This window comes from Gordonia sp. CPCC 205515 (assembly GCF_048537925.1).
GTDB lineage: Bacteria > Actinomycetota > Actinomycetes > Mycobacteriales > Mycobacteriaceae > Gordonia.
The window spans coordinates 200,712-215,986 of the sequence record NZ_JBCLVJ010000013.1; the positions used below are offsets into that span (position 1 = coordinate 200,712).

Genomic DNA, 15,275 nt, shown 5'->3' on the forward strand with positions numbered 1-15,275 from the left:
CCCCCGACACGTGGCACACTTTTGTGTGTACAGATGTTCACTGAACATCACGAACCGATCCACGGAGCCAGCCCATGAGCATCCGCATTCCCGATGTCGTCGGCTCGATCGTCGAAGCCGCCCTCTCCCCGCATCCCGTCGACCGCTATCTCGAGTTGATCGACCCGATGCTGACCTGGCGCGACCTGCGTGCCAAGGTCGTCGACGTACATCGCCCCACCGACCGCACCGTTCGCCTCACCCTGCGCCCGACACGTCAGTGGCAGGGACACAGCGCCGGACAGTACGTGCAGCTCAGCACGGTGATCAACGGAGTACGCCACACCCGCTGCTTCTCCCCGGCGAACGCCGCGACCAGCGCCGACGGCGACCTCGAACTCACCATCACCGCGCACGACGACGGCTTTGTGTCCCGACACCTGCGCGACACCGCACGTCCGGGCATGGTGCTCGGACTCGGCCAGGCCGCCGGCGAGTTCACCCTGCCCGACACGCGACCCCGGGCAGCCGTGTTCATCAGTGGCGGCAGCGGCGTTACACCCGTACTCTCAATGATGCGTACGCTCGTCGCCGAGGGCTATCCGGGAGCCATCACCTTTGTCCACTACGCCCGGGACCCGGAGGACGTCGCCTACCGCACCGAATTGGCCGCACTGGCCGACCGGTACCCGACCATCGACCTCCGACTGCACTACACCCGTGGCGACACCCCGGATCACTTCGCGCCGGCGCACCTCGCCGACATCCCCGGGTTCGACGACGCCGAGTTGTTCGTCTGCGGTCCACCCGCGCTGATGCGGGCGGTCGAGCAGTATTACGACGAGCACGACCTGCACCAACCGTTCCACAGCGAGGCATTCACCCTCGCCGCACCGATCGCCATCGATCCCGATGCCCCGATCGACGGTGAGCTGGTGTTCTCGCGGTCCGGCAGGTCCGCAGCCAACGACGGCCGCACCATCCTCGATCAGGCCGAATCGGCCGGTCTGCGCCCGGAGTCCGGGTGCCGGATGGGGATCTGCTTCTCCTGCACCGCCATCAAGAAATCCGGCTGCACACGCAACGTGCTCACCGGAGAAACCGACACCGAATCCGACACGCAGATACAGCTCTGTATCAACGCCCCTGTCGGCGATGTGGAAATCGAGGTATAGCCATGACACTCGTCAGCACCGACACCGCACCCGAAACCACCCCTCTGACCGGGGTCGTCGTCGAGAAGGACTTCGTCGACGACATCCCGGACACCAACCCCAACCACATCAGCCTGAGCTACGAGCAGGTCGAGGCCTTGGGCCGCGATCTCGACGAACTGCGCGCGCGGATCGTCGCCGATCTGGGTGAGAAGGATCGCGAGTACCTCTACTCGATCATCCGGGCCCAGCGCGGGTTCGAGATCGCCGGGCGCGGCCTGATGTATCTGGGCTTCTTCCCACCCGCCTGGATCGCCGCCGTGGGCGCACTCTCCGTGTCGAAGATCCTCGACAACATGGAGATCGGCCACAACGTGATGCACGGCCAGTACGACTGGATGCGGGAGGACACCTACAACTCGCGCGAATTCGAATGGGACACAGTCTGTCCCGCTGAGCAGTGGAAGCACAGCCACAACTACCTGCATCACACCTTCACCAACATCCTCGGCGAGGACCGCGACATCGGCTACGGCATCCTGCGGATGGCCCGCGACCAGAAGTGGCATCCGTACTATCTCGGAAACCTGGCCTACGCAACGGGTTTGATGCTGCTCTTCGAATGGGGCGTGATGCTGCACGACCTCGAGGCGGAGAACGTGATCGCCGGCAAGCGCAAGTGGTCCGACATCAAGGGCCTGGTGAAGGGCATGTGGCGCAAGGCAGGTCGCCAGGTCCTCAAGGACTACATCGTGTTCCCGGCGCTGACCGGTCCGCTGTTCATCCCGACCCTGCTCGGCAACGCGACCGCGAACCTCGTTCGCAACGTGTGGACGTACTCGATCATCTTCTGCGGCCACTTCCCCACCGGTGCACAGACATTCAGCGCCGAGGAATGCGCAGACGAGACCCGTGGACAGTGGTACCTGCGGCAGATGCTGGGCTCGGCGAACATCACCGGTAGCCCGCTGTTCCACATCATGAGCGGCAACCTGTCGCATCAGATCGAGCATCACCTGTTCCCTGACCTTCCGGCCAGCCGCTACCCGGAGATGGCCGGCGAGGTCCGCGAGATCTGCGAACGCTACGGGCTCCCGTACAACACCGGATCGCTCTCGCAGCAACTCGGTTCCACGTGGAAGAAGATCGCCAAGCTCTCGCTGCCGAACTTCATGACCCGCGACGACGACGATCTCGTGGTCACCGTGGAACGGCAGAAGAGCACGTCCGCCGCCTGACCGACGGACCGAGCCGGTGGTGTGCCCTGCGGGTATCCTCAGGGCACACCACCGAGGGGGATCACCATGGTCGACCGTATGGAACGCAACAAGGATCTGGTTCAGGAACTGGTCGAATCGACGGCCACCCATGTCGGCCGCATCGCCACCATCATCACCGGGGCCGTCGCCGACGTCGCCCGTGAGATCGGCGACCTCGTCACCGACGGGTTCGAGATGCGCGACGCCGCCCGCAAGGCGCGGCTCGACGACCTGCGCCACGAGGACGACGAGCAGCTGATTATCGACGCGGAGATCGACGACGAACTCGGCAGCGACCCGCTCGACGACAGCGACGCGCTGGCCTCGACCGACGACCTGGCCCGTCCGGCCGTCACTTCACCTGGCCCAGCACTCGAGTCGCAGCCCGAGTCGTGAACTATCCGATGCCGGGCCGTCCGCAGGTGCGGCGGCCCCGATCACTCATGTTCTCAGCCGTCGCCACTGGATTGCTCGCGGCAGTTGCGTTGCTGTACGCCGGGGTCACCTGGGTGATGATTATCGTCGGCGGTTCCTGGACGTGGGACGATATGTGGCGGGCGCTGACCACCTCGTACGGTTCCGGTCTGCAGAGAGCCATCATCACGTGCTGGTTGCTGTCGCCGCCGGTGTTCACGCTGCTTCTCATTGCAGCGATGGTGTCAGCGGTCAGCCTCGTGGCACGAGCACTGCCATTGTTGCTCCTCGTACCCACGCTGGCAATTCTCACGACGTACTTCCTCGTGTACGTCATCGGTGGCCACGACTGGTTCGATTCCTCGTCGCCGACCTGGTTGTACGTCCTGGCCTGGGCGTTCCCGCTCGCTTTGGCGATCTGCTGTGTTCTTGTCTTTGCCACGTACTTCTTCGGGTGGGGCTTCTTCGCCGAGCGTAAACGGGCTCGAGGCCTATCGAATCCAACTCCGCCGCGTCCCTCGCCGTTCTATCCCGAACCCGCGCAACATCCGAGTTATCCACCGCCGCCCTACCCGTACCCGAATGTGGGACAGCCACGGCAGTAACCTCGTGGCCATGGCCGAGACCTCGCATCCCGACATGTGGCAGGTACTCCGCTCGACCTTCGGCTACGAATCGTTCCGGGGCGACCAGGAACAGATTGTCGCTCAGGTGATCGGTGGTGGCGACGCGGTTGTGCTGATGCCGACGGGCGGCGGCAAGAGCCTGTGCTATCAGGTGCCCGCGCTGGTGCGGGACGGCTGCGGGGTCGTCGTCTCGCCGCTCATCGCGCTGATGGCCGATCAGGTCGCCGCGCTGCGCGACAACGGGGTGCGCGCGGCCTACCTCAACTCGACGCAGATGCCGGACGAGCGGGCCGAGGTGGAGGCCGCCTACCGGACAGGTGAACTCGACCTCCTCTACGTCGCTCCCGAGCGTCTCAACACCGCTGCGACACGAAATCTGTTGCAGCAGGGAAAGATCGCCCTGTTCGCGATCGACGAGGCGCACTGCGTGTCGCAGTGGGGCCACGACTTCCGGCCGGACTATCTCGGGCTCGGCGAGCTCGCCGAACTCTGGCCCGACGTACCGCGGATCGCACTCACCGCAACCGCCACCAAACGTACCCACGAAGAGATCACCGAGCGCCTGCACCTGCAGCACGCCCGGCACTTCGTCGCCGACTTCGACCGGCCCAACATCACCTACCGCATCGTGACCAAGGCCGAGCCGCGTCGGCAGCTCCTCGACTTCATCCGCACCGAGGGCGTCGTCGATGGGCAACCGGCGACCGGCATCGTTTACGCCCTCAGCCGCGCCTCGGTCGAGAAGACCGCGGAGTTCCTGTCCGACAACGGCATTGATGCGATGCCCTATCACGCCGGACTGGACCGTCGAGTGCGGCAGGCCACGCTGGAACGGTTCCTGCGCGCCGACGGGGTGGTTGTGGTGGCGACCATCGCATTCGGCATGGGTATCGACAAGCCCGACGTCCGGTTCGTCGCGCACATCGACCTACCCAAGAGCGTCGAGGGCTACTACCAGGAGACCGGCCGCGCCGGCCGCGACGGACTGCCGTCGGTGGCGTGGATGACCTACGGCCTCGCCGACGTCATGCAGCAGCAGCGGCTGATCGATCTGTCCGAGGGCGACGACAACCACAAACGTGCTCAGCGGCAACACCTCGACGCGATGCTGGCTCTGTGCGAGACGGTGGACTGTCGTCGGGTGCAGCTGCTGCGCTACTTCGGGCAGGATGCGCAGCCGTGCGGCAACTGCGACACCTGCCTGAATCCGCCGCAGACCTGGGACGGCACCATTCCGGCGCAGAAGCTGCTGTCGACGATCGTGCGGCTGCAGCGCGAGTTCGGTCAGTCCTACGGTGCGGGGTACCTCATCGACATCTTGCTCGGTGACAAGCCGGACAAGCTGCGTAACCCGGGCCACCGCAGCCTCAGCACCTTCGGCATCGGCACCGAACTCGACCGCAAGGCGTGGAGCAGCGTGATCCGGCAACTCATCGCGACACGCATCGTCGAACCCCAGGGCGACTATGGCGTGCTCAACGAGGGCGAGAACGCGGGCCCCGTGCTTCGTGGCGAGACACAGGTGATGTTGCGCACTGATCCGGTCAAGTCCGGCGGCCGCAGCCGGGCCGCCAAGTCGTCGGCGGACACCCTGCCCGAAGCCGATCGCGGGTTGTTCGAGCATCTGCGGACCTGGCGTACCGGCGAGGCGTCTCGGCAGGGCAAGCCGCCATATGTGGTGTTCAGCGACGCGACGCTGCGGGAACTCGCCGCTCGACGACCATCGACTGCCGCCGAGATGCGCAGTGTGTCAGGTGTCGGTGACACCAAACTCGAGCGCTACGGCGAGGACGTGCTGGCTGCGATCGCCGAGTTCGAGTTGAACCCAGCGTGAACCCAACTGTTGGCGCCTCGCGCGTCGATGCCTACCCTGGGGTGCTGTCTTTCAGGAGGTTCCCGTGTCCCGTTCGCTGCCCTCGGCACTGACGTTCCCCAATCCGGTCAACGAGTACGCCGCGCGCGCCACCGCCGGCCTCGTGGTGGTGTTGGCGGTCGTCGCGGTCATCGTCAACTCGCCGATCGTGTACGGGCTGCTCGCGCTCGGCTTCGTGCTGCGGGTCATGGCCGGACCACGCTTCTCGCCGTTCGGTCGTCTCTCGGTGCATGTGATCGTGCCGAAGATCTGGCGCAAGACGAAACTGGTTCCGGGTCCGCCGAAGCGGTTCGCGCAGACAATCGGCCTGGTGTTCAGCGGCACGGCGTTCGTGCTGTCGCTGCTCGGGTTCGGACTGGCCGCACAGATCGTCGTCGGTCTGCTGATCGTCGCGGCCTCGCTCGAGGCGTTTGTCGGTGTCTGCCTCGGCTGCGTCGCCTTCGGCTTCCTGCAGCGTCAGGGCATCATCCCGGAGACCGTGTGCGAGGCGTGCAACAACCTGTCGTTGCGTCAGCCGGCGAGCTGACCCCGCTCAGTCCAGTAGTCCGAGCGCAATCCCGTCGAGGATGTCGTGCTCGCTGACGACGAGTTCGGTGATCGGAGCCCGCTCAGCAAGTACGCGCGCGAGTTCGAGAGTGACCAGTGCGCCACCGCCGATCACATCCACGCGACCGGGGTGCATCGGCCCGAGGGCGGCGCGCTCGGCGCGGGTCATGTGGATCAGTCGCCGGCAGACCTCGTCGAGGTCCGTCAGCGAGATGCGGGAGAGGTGGATGACGTCCGGGTCGTAGTCGGTGAGGCCGGCGCCGACGGCCGACAGGGTGGTCATGGTGCCCGCCACCCCAACCCAGGTGCGGGCCTGCTCGACCTGCACCGCGGCGAAGGCCTCCGACAAGCGTTGTCGCGCAAAGTCTTGCGCTGCCTCGATCTCGTCGTCGGTCGGCGGATCCGAATGCAGGGCACGTTCGGTCAGCCGCACGCACCCGATGTTGGCCGAATAAGCGGCGTGCACACCATTTTCGTCACCGAGAACGACTTCGGTGGAGCCGCCACCGAGATCGGTGACGACGAAAGGTCCTGCGGCCGGGTCGAGTTCGCCGACGGCACCGCGAAAAGAGAGCCGCGCCTCCTCGTCGCCGGTGATCACCTCGGCGGTCGCGCCGGGCACAACCCGGCCCAGCAACTCGGCGGTCATGGCGAAGAAGTCGTCGCGGTTGGCGGCGTCGCGGGTCGCCGACGTCGCGACCATCCGCACTCGCTGCACACCGGCCTCGATCATCAGATCGACATAGTCGCCCAACGCTTTCCGGGTGCGTTCGAGCGCCACCGGGGAGAACTGACCGGTCGCGTCGACGCCTTCGCCGAGGCGCACGACGCGCATTTCGCGGTGGATGTCGGTGAGCTGGGTGGCAGCAGGGCGCGCAATGAGCAGGCGGATGGAGTTGGTGCCGCAGTCGACGGCACCGACGATCGGCGCGGTCACTGCTCGTCGTCCCCAGCGGGCGCCGAGGGCCAGTCTGCGGGCACCGCGATACCACGAAAACCGTTGTCGGCGGCCAACGCAACAGCCTCGTCGCCGAGCGGATTGATGCCCGGCCCCTTGGCCAGCGAGTGCGCGATCAGCACGTGTAGGCACTTCACCCGGTCGGGCATGCCGCCTCCGGTGAAGTCGGTGCCCAGCGCTTCGATGGCGTCCCGCTCGGCGAGATAGGACTCGTGGGCACGCCGGTAGGCAGCGGCCAACCTGGGATCCTCGGCCAGCCGGGCGGTCATGTCCTTCATCACGCCTGCCGACTCCAGCCGACTCGCCTCGGCGGTGAGCCGCGGGTCGGTCAGGTAGTAGAGCGTCGGAAAGGGCGTGCCGTCAGGCAGTTTCGGTGCCGTCTTGATCACTGCGGGCGCACCGTCGGGTGTGTAGTAGCTGACCTCGAGCACACCGCGGGGTTCGCGACCCAACTGCGCGGCGATGGTGGCGAGATCCGCGTCGGATACTCCCGCGTGGTCGTCGGAGGTGCTCACTTCGTACCGGGCGGGGTCGACACCGAATCCCAGAGATTTGAGAACCACGGATTGCGGGCGCGCGCCTCGGCGCGTTTCTCCGCCGCGATCCGGGCGTCGTCACCCGGGTACATCATCACCACGGCCTTCTCCCCCGGCCGGACGAACTGCAGACGCTCCCGCGCCTTGGCCTCGATGTAGGCCGGGTCGCCCTGCTCGTTGACCTTCTGCTGATAGTCGGCGACCTCCGTCTGGAGTCGGTCGTTGCCGACGGCGAGCTGTTCGAACTCGGTGCGCTGCGAAAAGTAGGTGCGCACCGGCATCGCCAGGGTCAGCGCGACGACGCTGACCACCAGCGCCAGGACGATCGCCCGCTTGGCATCCAACCGCTCCCACCGGGCCGCCAGCGAGGACGCGCCGGTCCGCCGCACTCGACGCGGAAGCCGTGTAGGCGTGGGACTTTCGTCATCCGTATCGTCGTCGACCAGGAGTTCCTGCTCGCCGGTCTCGGTCACCGACAGATCGTCGTCGACCAGCTCGTCCGGCTCCGACGTTTCCATGCCGACGCCCGACGGCCGGGGACGGGCATGGACCCGCGTGGTCGAACCACGGCGAGTTGCCCGTGCCCCGTGACGTCGTACGTCTCGGGCCCCACGACCGGTCTGGGCACGCTCGCTACGCTCTCGGCGCCCGCCTGATGTCATGGGGTCCAGCTAATCACGAACCGAACGAGAATCGTGGGAAGGCAAGGTCGCCCGCGAACCGTGCCGCATCGCCCAGACCCTCCTCGATACGCAGCAGCTGGTTGTACTTGGCGACACGCTCGGAGCGGGCCGGCGCACCGGTCTTGATCTGGCCCGATGCGCACGCGACCGACAGATCGGCGATGGTGGTGTCCTCGGTCTCACCCGACCGATGGCTCATCATCGTCTTGTATCCGTTGTTGTGCGCCAAGGCGACGGCGTCGAGCGTCTCGGTCAGCGAGCCGATCTGGTTCACCTTCACCAACAGTGCGTTCGCCACGCCCTCGGTGATGCCGCGTTCGAGGCGTTCGGGGTTGGTGACGAACAGGTCGTCGCCGACGAGCTGGACCTTGTCGCCGACCGCCTCGGTCAGCTTCGCCCACGCCGCCCAGTCGTCCTCGGCCAGGCCGTCCTCGATCGAGACGATCGGGAAGTCGGCGACCAGCTTCTCGTAGAACGGGATCATGTCGTCGGACGAGTAGTCCTTGCCCTCGAGCTTGTAGACGCCGTTCGAGTAGAACTCGGTGGCCGCCGCGTCGAGGGCGATGACGATGTCCTTGCCGAAGTCGTAGCCGGCCTTGGCGACCGCTTCACCGATCACGGTGATGGCGGCGTCGGTGTGCGGCAGGTCCGGCGCGAAGCCGCCCTCGTCGCCGAGTGCGGTGTTCAAGCCTTGCTTGCCCAAGACCGACTTCAGTGCGTGGTAGACCTCGGCACCGGCGCGCAGGGCCTCCTTGAATGACGGCGCGCCGACCGGACACACCATGAACTCTTGGAAGTCGATGCCGTTGTCGGCATGCTCACCACCGTTGATGATGTTCATGCAGGGCACCGGCAGGATGTGCGCGTTCGGGCCGCCGATGTAGCGGAACAGCGGCAGACCGGCCGACTCCGCGGCACCCTTGGCGACGGCCAGCGACACGCCGAGGATGGCGTTCGCGCCGACGCGTCCCTTGTCGGGGGTGCCGTCGCAGTCGAGCAGTGCCTGGTCGACGATGCGCTGATCCTCGGCCTCGAGGCCGATCACCGCAGGCGCGAGCTCGCTGAGCACACCTTCGACAGCTTTCTGAACACCCTTGCCGCCGTAGCGGTCTCCGCCGTCGCGCAACTCGACGGCCTCGTGTTCGCCGGTCGATGCGCCCGATGGGACGGCCGCGCGGGTGAATGTACCGTCGTCGAGGACGACCTCGACCTCGACGGTCGGGTTGCCTCGCGAATCAAGAATCTCGCGTGCCCCAACCTGCTCGATCATTGCCACAGCCATTGCCCCTTTGTGTCGACGGTTCGGCGCCATCTGGACGCCGATGAGGTACGGGCAAAGCCTAGTCGCTGACTCGGCGCGATACGTGGCAAGGGACGAATGCGCGTCCCCAGACCGGCCGATCAGTACCGCACGTTCACCGAATAGGCATTTGCGCGGTCCCGAACATCCAGGACGTACTTCATCGAGTTGTTGTAGACCTTGACGGCCTTCTCCCAGCCTTCGGGCGTGGTCATGTCCCCGCCCGACGAGACGCAGAGGTAGCGCGCGGCCGACAGTGCTGCGTCGTCGATGTTGTCCGGGTCGGCCTTCCCGTCGCCGTTGGCGTCGACGCCGTAGCGGTGCCAGGTCTCCGGGATGAACTGGAACGGGCCCATCGCGCGGTCGTGGGTGGGGTCGCCGTCAAGGGCACCGTGGTCGGTGTCGCGGATCGTCATGTTGCCCTTGGTGCCGTCGAGGGCCACGCCGCGGATCGGCGGCGAGGTGTCCCCGTTGGCGGCGATCCGGGTCCCGTGATGGGTGCCGTGCTTGCTCTCGACCGCCGCGACACCGGCCAGTGTCGTCCACGCGAGGCCACATTCGGGATGTTGCTGTCGCTGGATCTCCGCGGCGTTGCCATACGCCTCCATCGCGATCAGCGGGATGCCGGTCGCGTCGGAAATCGGCGTCGCCCAGTCCCGCATCAACTCGGCGGTGCGTCCGGGCGCGTTGATGTTGATGTACGGCGTGGGTACGCCCGGGCCGGGTGGGATGCCGTCGGGGATGTCCGGGCGATGCAGCGACGGCAGGTTCAGGCACGCCGTGGCGGTGAGCGCGACGACGGCGAGCAGCGGGATACCGAGCACTTTGCCGGCACCGGTTCGAGCGTGGATTCTCATGTCGGCATCCATGATGCCTGGGGACCCCGACCAAACCGGAATCGACGGCCCTCACCTGCGGATCTACGCAAAACGGACGAGTCGGATCCGAGGACAATAGGCCCTGTGCGTGACAGAGTGGACAGCGTAGCCTTACCTCGTCAATCGACGGTCCGCCGTCCTCCGCCGACCACTGGAGCCCTATGTTCGCGACCTTCATCATCGGTCTGCGCGAGGGGCTGGAAGCGGCGCTCATCGTCGGCATCATCGCGGCGTTCCTGAACAAGCAGGGTCAGACGCGCGCGCTGAAGTGGATGTGGTTCGGCGTCGTCATCGCGATCGCCATCTGTGTCGCGGTCGGGGTCGGGCTCGAGGTGCTGGCCCGGGACCTCCCGCAGAAACAGCAGGAGGGTCTCGAGACAGTCATCGGCGTCATCGCGGTGGTGATGGTCACCTACATGATCGTCTGGATGCGCCAGCACTCGCGCGACCTCAAGGGTGAGTTGGAGCAGGCCGCGTCCGGCGCCGTGGCCAGCGGCTCGGCCATCGCGTTCGTGTCCATGGCCTTCCTCGCCGTCCTCCGCGAAGGTCTCGAGACCTCGGTGTTCCTGAACGCGGCGTTCAACGCCAGCCACAACACGCTGCCCGCAGTCCTCGGCGCGCTGCTGGGCATCGGGGTGTCGGTCCTGCTCGGCTACGGCATCTACCGCGGCGGAGTGCACATCAACCTCGCCCGGTTCTTCAAGGTGACCGGAATGCTGCTGGTGTTCGTGGCCGCCGGCCTGGTGATGACCGCACTGCACACCGCGCACGAGGCCGGGTGGCTCGACGCCGGGCAACAGCAGGTCGCCGACCTCACCTGGCTGGTCCAGCCGGGCACGCTGCGGTCGTCGTTGCTGACCGGCGTACTCGGGCTGCAACCCAAGCCGGTGCTCATCGAGGTCGTCGGCTGGGTGCTGTACGTGGTGATCGTCGGCAGCATCGTGCTGTGGCCCGCGGGCAAGCCATTCCCGCGCCGCGCGGTCGGCGCGCTGGCCGGCGGGTTCGCTGCGGCATCGCTGGTCGCTGCGGCACTGGTGTTCTTCACCGCTCCGGCCGCGCCGAGCGCTCCCCCGGCCACGGTGTCGGCCACCCCCGGTCCCTCGTCGACGAGCGGCATCCTGTCGGGGCTGACGCCGGTCACCCCACGCGACGTGACTGTCACCATCGCATCGGTCACCGACAGCACGGCCACCGGCACCCTGCGGACCATCGTCGGCGACGCCCCCGCCGTCGACACCAACCTGCCAAAACTGCAGCACGTCGATTCCGATGACGCGGCACCGGTTGCGCGGTATCAGCAACTGGCGAGCCCCGATATCCCCGGTTCGGCGCTGGTACCGGGCGCGCCCGAACGGGTGACCGTCGCCCAGATCGTCGCCGGCAACCGCGGTCGGCTGCCGGTGGGGCTCAACACCCAGACCTTCGGTGCGAGCGCACCGGTGATCTACGCGGTGACCACCACAGTCACTCCGAGTATCGACACCACCTTCGGCCGGCCGATCGCCGCGACCGTGAATTACGTGATGACCGCGACAGTGACGCCCGACCGCGGGACCGCGGTGGTGCTGGGCAAGGTCGCCACCTTCGCCACCGGGGCCGAACCGACCGCCGCCGAACTCACCGCAGCCACCGACCGGGCGACCGCCGCTGATCGCCATCACCGCAACGGTGTGGTGTGGCCATCGGTCTTGCTGGTGCTCGGCATTGTGCTGGCCGCCGTCGCCGCGGCGATGCTGCTCGGTCGTCGACGCCCGGACGATGACGGGCGCGCCGACGACAGCCCGAAGAAAACGTCCGGGGAATCGGTCCCCGGAGCCGAATCGGGGAATCCTCGTGACGAGGCCCCGCAGAAGAAGGAGAGCACCCGCCCATGAAACCTGGGGTTTTTCTCGCCATCGGCGCGGCGGCCGTGACGGTCGTCGGACTCGCGGGCTGCTCCAGCAGCGACGACAGCGCCTCATCGTCGTCCGCGGCCGGGACGCCGAAAACGGTCAAGGTCACCATGACCAACGACGGGTGCAAGGTGGACCCGGAGACCGTCGAGGCCGGTCCGGTCACCTTCGAGATCACCAACACCGATGCCGCCGCGGTCAGCGAGGTCGAGCTGATCAGCGACAACCGTATTCTCGCCGAACGGGAGAACATCGCCCCCGGCATGGCTTCGGTGTCCTTCTCCCACAAGCTCGATGGCGGCACCTACGAGATCTACTGTCCCGGCGCCACCAACGAGAAGACCACCTTCACGGTGACCGGCCAGGCCGCCGAGGCGACCGGCACCGTCGCCGACATGCTCAAGCAGGCGTCGACCGACTACCGCCAGTACATCATCACCCAGGTGAACAGCCTGGTGACCAACACCCAGCCGCTCGTCGACGCGGTGAACGCCGGTGACATCGCGGCGGCCAAAGAGGCCTACGCCCAGGCTCGCCCCTACTACGAACGCATCGAGCCGGTCGCCGGCGCGTTCTGCACCGACGGGTCCACCGACTGCTCGGAGAACACCGCGGTGAGCCTCGACTTCGCCATCGACGCGCGCCCCGCGGCGTTGAGCCCGGGTGACAAGTGGGAAGGCTTCCACGTCCTGGAGAAGGCGATCTTCGAGACCAACAACCTCAACGGCATGCAGCCGGTCGCGGCCGAGTTGATGACCAACATCAAGCAGCTGCAGACCGTGGTGAACAAGCCGGAGTTCGTGATCGCGCCCGCCGACATCGTCAATGGTGCCGGCGACCTGCTCGACGAGGTGTCCACCACCAAGCTGACCGGCGAGGAAGAGGCGTACTCGCACATCGACATCCTCGACATGCAGGCCAACGTCGAGGGTTCCGAGCAGGCGTTCGCGATGGTCAAGCCCGCTCTCAAGGAGATCGATCCGGAACTGACACAACAGATCACCGACGCCTTCGCCAAGGTGGACACCCTGATGGACAGCTTCCGCGACCCGAACCAGCCCGGCGGATTCAAGTTGTTCACCCAGGTGACCGAGGAGCAGAAGCGCGAGATGGCCGCGGCCATCATCGCGGTGAAGGAACCGCTGTCGGAGGCCGGCGGCAAGATCGCGGCGGCGAGCTGATTTCATGACCGACGACGACACCGACCCCACCACCGCACCGACTCCCGAACCGGAGTCGGCCGACACCCGCGGCCCCCGGATGGGCCGACGCGGGTTCCTGGGCGCGGTGGGCTTGGCCGGTGTCGTCGTCGGCGGTGCCGCCGGCGGCGCGATCGGATATGCCGCGGCGCCGACACCCACCGACAGCGCGGACGAACAGATCCCGTTCTTCGGTAAGCATCAAGCCGGAGTGGTGACGACCCAACAGAATTCGCTGGTGTTCGCGGCTTTCGACATCGCCGACACCGCGACCGTGCAGAGCCTGCAAACGACCTTGGCGCGGTGGGCGGCCGCCGGCAGCCTCATGGCACAGGGCAAGCCGGTGGGTCCGGTGGAGACCCGGGCCGGGGCTCCACCCGCCGATACCGGAGAGGCCTTCGACCTCGGGCCCAACCGGTTGACCATCACCGTCGGCTTCGGTCCGACGCTGTTCGACGACCGATTCGGGCTGGCCGACAAGATGCCCGCCGCACTGAAACCGTTGGGCCAGTTGGCCACCGACACGTTGATCGATCCGTCGATCAGCGGTGGCGATCTCTGCATCCAGGCGTGTTCGGAGGATCCGCAGGTGGCGTTCCACGCGGTACGCAACCTTGCGCGTATCGGCCGCGGTGTGGTGGAGCTGCGTTGGCTACAAGAGGGCTTCGGTCGCGCGTCGGCGACCTCCACCTCACAGGTGACGCCACGAAACCTGATGGGCTTCAAGGACGGAACGGCCAACATCAAGGCCGAGGACCCGAAGGTCGCCGACGAGCAGGTGTGGGTGGGCGACGAAACCGATCAGCCATGGATGAAGGGCGGCAGCTACCTCGTCACCCGCAAGATCCGCATGCACATCGAGGCCTGGGACTCCGACGACATCACCGACCAGGAGTTGATCTTCGGGCGCCAGAAGTCCTCCGGCGCACCGCTCTCGGGATCGCAGGAGTTCGACACCCTCGACTTCAACATGCGAAACCCGAACGGCAAGTACACGATCGACCGATTCGCCCACGTACGCCTGGCCCATCCGGACAACAACGGCGGCGTCCAGATCCTGCGTCGTGGCTACAACTACACCGACGGCATCGACACCCGCACCGGCACTCTCGCCGCCGGCCTGTTCTTCATCGCGTTCCAGAAGAATGCCCACGAACAGTTCGTCCGCATCCAGAACAGCCTCGCCCAGGACGGCCTCAACGAGTACATCTCCCCGATCTCCAGCTCTCTCTTCGCCATTCCGCCCGGCCTGGCGAAGATCGGTGACTGGTACGGCAAGGAGATGTTCGAGTACAAGTCGTGACCCGGCCCTGAGGCGCGCAGCGAGTTAACCCTCGCGGTCCGCTGGGGGCGTCCCCACCCACTCCCTGAGGTGCGTCCCCACCCGATCCCTGAGGCGCGAGCCGCCCACCCGCTCCCTGAGGAGCCCGCGAGGAACGAGCGAGCGTCACGAAGGGTCGCCGTCACCGAGAATCAAGCGGCAACCCAGACTTCGAGCCCCGCGTCGCGAGAAACCGCAGTAACTCGATGTCCCCGTTGATGAGTGCGATCTTCTTCCGTCGCGACCAGCCGTGAATTCGCCGTTCAATAGCGTACGCATCGGCCACGTTGTCGAACTCCGCGCTCCACACGAGTTTCACCGGGCGCCGCCTGGAAGTGAATCCGATCTTCGCCGACTGGTGTTGGCCAAGCCGGTACTCGAGGTCTCTGGCGCTGCCGACGTAGAACTTGCCGTCAGCGCATTTGAGGAGGTAAACCCATGCCATGCCGTCATCGTGCATTGGTTCGGGATCGTCGACGACCGCGATGTCGGATCTGTGGATAACTGCGGGCCATCACCGTGGATGTGGAGTGATCCTTCGTGTCACGAGGCCCTTCGTGGCTCGCCTAGTACTACAGCCGTAGATTGGGTTCATTGAGGTTTTGACCTGCGGTTTTGATGGCAGAGTCGGGCTCGTTGTTGGTGGCGTCGCCGCCA

At 66.4% G+C, this 15,275-nt stretch carries 15 protein-coding genes; 9 read left to right on the plus strand and 6 right to left on the minus strand.

What is annotated here, in order from left to right; genetic code table 11:
- The first annotated feature begins 74 nt into the window (after positions 1 to 74).
- The 6 genes from AAFP30_RS20800 to AAFP30_RS20825 all read left to right on the plus strand — a co-directional run bounded on the left by AAFP30_RS20800 (position 75) and on the right by AAFP30_RS20825 (position 5,831).
- Complete coding sequence (locus AAFP30_RS20800; protein WP_419231907.1) at positions 75 to 1,154, plus strand: ferredoxin reductase; 1,080 nt, start codon at positions 75 to 77, stop codon at positions 1,152 to 1,154.
- Positions 1,155 to 1,156: 2 nt separating this feature from the next.
- Positions 1,157 to 2,371 carry a fatty acid desaturase family protein gene (locus tag AAFP30_RS20805; protein ID WP_419231908.1) on the plus strand — a complete coding sequence of 405 codons (1,215 nt, stop codon included), beginning with the start codon at positions 1,157 to 1,159 and terminating at the stop codon, positions 2,369 to 2,371.
- Between the two features lie 78 nt (positions 2,372 to 2,449).
- Positions 2,450 to 2,788 (plus strand): hypothetical protein, encoded by a 339-nt coding sequence (locus tag AAFP30_RS20810; RefSeq protein ID WP_419231909.1) that lies wholly within the window; start codon positions 2,450 to 2,452, stop codon positions 2,786 to 2,788.
- A gap of 47 nt (positions 2,789 to 2,835) precedes the next feature.
- Positions 2,836 to 3,411, plus strand: a complete 576-nt coding sequence (locus tag AAFP30_RS20815) for a hypothetical protein (RefSeq protein ID WP_419231910.1) — start codon at positions 2,836 to 2,838, stop codon at positions 3,409 to 3,411.
- 10 nt (positions 3,412 to 3,421) lie between these two features.
- Complete coding sequence (recQ, locus tag AAFP30_RS20820; RefSeq protein ID WP_419231911.1) at positions 3,422 to 5,266, plus strand: DNA helicase RecQ; 1,845 nt, start codon at positions 3,422 to 3,424, stop codon at positions 5,264 to 5,266.
- A gap of 64 nt (positions 5,267 to 5,330) precedes the next feature.
- A complete protein-coding gene (locus AAFP30_RS20825; RefSeq protein WP_419231912.1) occupies positions 5,331 to 5,831 on the plus strand; it encodes a DUF4395 domain-containing protein in 501 nt (166 codons plus the stop codon).
- A 6-nt stretch (positions 5,832 to 5,837) separates the two neighbouring features.
- Here AAFP30_RS20825 and AAFP30_RS20830 read toward each other — a convergent pair whose 3' ends face one another.
- The 5 genes from AAFP30_RS20830 to AAFP30_RS20850 form a co-directional block, all read right to left on the minus strand.
- Positions 5,838 to 6,788 carry an exopolyphosphatase gene (locus AAFP30_RS20830; RefSeq protein ID WP_419231913.1) on the minus strand — a complete coding sequence of 317 codons (951 nt, stop codon included), beginning with the start codon at positions 6,786 to 6,788 and terminating at the stop codon, positions 5,838 to 5,840.
- Positions 6,785 to 7,324 carry a DUF501 domain-containing protein gene (locus tag AAFP30_RS20835; RefSeq protein WP_419231914.1) on the minus strand — a complete coding sequence of 180 codons (540 nt, stop codon included), beginning with the start codon at positions 7,322 to 7,324 and terminating at the stop codon, positions 6,785 to 6,787. The genes AAFP30_RS20830 and AAFP30_RS20835 overlap by 4 nt, the downstream gene beginning before the upstream one ends.
- A complete protein-coding gene (locus AAFP30_RS20840; protein WP_419231915.1) occupies positions 7,321 to 7,863 on the minus strand; it encodes an FtsB family cell division protein in 543 nt (180 codons plus the stop codon). Before AAFP30_RS20840 ends, AAFP30_RS20835 begins: the two co-directional genes overlap by 4 nt.
- A gap of 157 nt (positions 7,864 to 8,020) precedes the next feature.
- A complete protein-coding gene (eno, locus tag AAFP30_RS20845) occupies positions 8,021 to 9,304 on the minus strand; it encodes a phosphopyruvate hydratase (RefSeq protein WP_419231934.1) in 1,284 nt (427 codons plus the stop codon).
- A 125-nt stretch (positions 9,305 to 9,429) separates the two neighbouring features.
- Positions 9,430 to 10,185 (minus strand): lytic transglycosylase domain-containing protein, encoded by a 756-nt coding sequence (locus AAFP30_RS20850; protein ID WP_419231916.1) that lies wholly within the window; start codon positions 10,183 to 10,185, stop codon positions 9,430 to 9,432.
- Positions 10,186 to 10,367: 182 nt separating this feature from the next.
- On the opposite strand from AAFP30_RS20850, the gene efeU reads away from it, so the two are divergent.
- From efeU to efeB, 3 genes are read left to right on the plus strand one after another with little or no spacing between them, the layout of a single operon-like run.
- Positions 10,368 to 12,080: an iron uptake transporter permease EfeU gene (gene efeU / locus AAFP30_RS20855; RefSeq protein ID WP_419231917.1), complete on the plus strand. Its 1,713-nt coding sequence runs from the start codon at positions 10,368 to 10,370 to the stop codon at positions 12,078 to 12,080.
- The gene (efeO, locus tag AAFP30_RS20860; RefSeq protein ID WP_419231918.1) at positions 12,077 to 13,279 is read left to right on the plus strand and encodes an iron uptake system protein EfeO; all 1,203 of its coding nucleotides are present in this window, start codon (positions 12,077 to 12,079) and stop codon (positions 13,277 to 13,279) included. Before efeU ends, efeO begins: the two co-directional genes overlap by 4 nt.
- A gap of 4 nt (positions 13,280 to 13,283) precedes the next feature.
- Positions 13,284 to 14,600 (plus strand): iron uptake transporter deferrochelatase/peroxidase subunit, encoded by a 1,317-nt coding sequence (efeB, locus tag AAFP30_RS20865; protein ID WP_419231919.1) that lies wholly within the window; start codon positions 13,284 to 13,286, stop codon positions 14,598 to 14,600.
- A 160-nt stretch (positions 14,601 to 14,760) separates the two neighbouring features.
- Here the strand turns inward: efeB and AAFP30_RS20870 are convergent, their stop codons facing one another.
- Complete coding sequence (locus AAFP30_RS20870) at positions 14,761 to 15,078, minus strand: GIY-YIG nuclease family protein (protein WP_419231920.1); 318 nt, start codon at positions 15,076 to 15,078, stop codon at positions 14,761 to 14,763.
- Positions 15,079 to 15,275: the final 197 nt, after the last annotated feature.

What these genes read in the sequence shown, in the direction of transcription:
- AAFP30_RS20800 (WP_419231907.1), top strand. Translation starts at nt 75, where the DNA reads ATGAGCATCCGCATTCCCGATGTCGTCGGCTCGATCGTCGAAGCCGCC.
- AAFP30_RS20805 (WP_419231908.1), top strand. Translation starts at nt 1,157, where the DNA reads ATGACACTCGTCAGCACCGACACCGCACCCGAAACCACCCCTCTGACC.
- AAFP30_RS20810 (WP_419231909.1), top strand. Translation starts at nt 2,450, where the DNA reads ATGGAACGCAACAAGGATCTGGTTCAGGAACTGGTCGAATCGACGGCC.
- AAFP30_RS20815 (WP_419231910.1), top strand. Translation starts at nt 2,836, where the DNA reads ATGTTCTCAGCCGTCGCCACTGGATTGCTCGCGGCAGTTGCGTTGCTG.
- recQ (WP_419231911.1), top strand. Translation starts at nt 3,422, where the DNA reads ATGGCCGAGACCTCGCATCCCGACATGTGGCAGGTACTCCGCTCGACC.
- AAFP30_RS20840 (WP_419231915.1), bottom strand. Translation starts at nt 7,863, where the DNA reads ATGGAAACGTCGGAGCCGGACGAGCTGGTCGACGACGATCTGTCGGTG.
- AAFP30_RS20850 (WP_419231916.1), bottom strand. Translation starts at nt 10,185, where the DNA reads ATGAGAATCCACGCTCGAACCGGTGCCGGCAAAGTGCTCGGTATCCCG.
- efeU (WP_419231917.1), top strand. Translation starts at nt 10,368, where the DNA reads ATGTTCGCGACCTTCATCATCGGTCTGCGCGAGGGGCTGGAAGCGGCG.
- efeO (WP_419231918.1), top strand. Translation starts at nt 12,077, where the DNA reads ATGAAACCTGGGGTTTTTCTCGCCATCGGCGCGGCGGCCGTGACGGTC.
- efeB (WP_419231919.1), top strand. Translation starts at nt 13,284, where the DNA reads ATGACCGACGACGACACCGACCCCACCACCGCACCGACTCCCGAACCG.
- AAFP30_RS20870 (WP_419231920.1), bottom strand. Translation starts at nt 15,078, where the DNA reads ATGCACGATGACGGCATGGCATGGGTTTACCTCCTCAAATGCGCTGAC.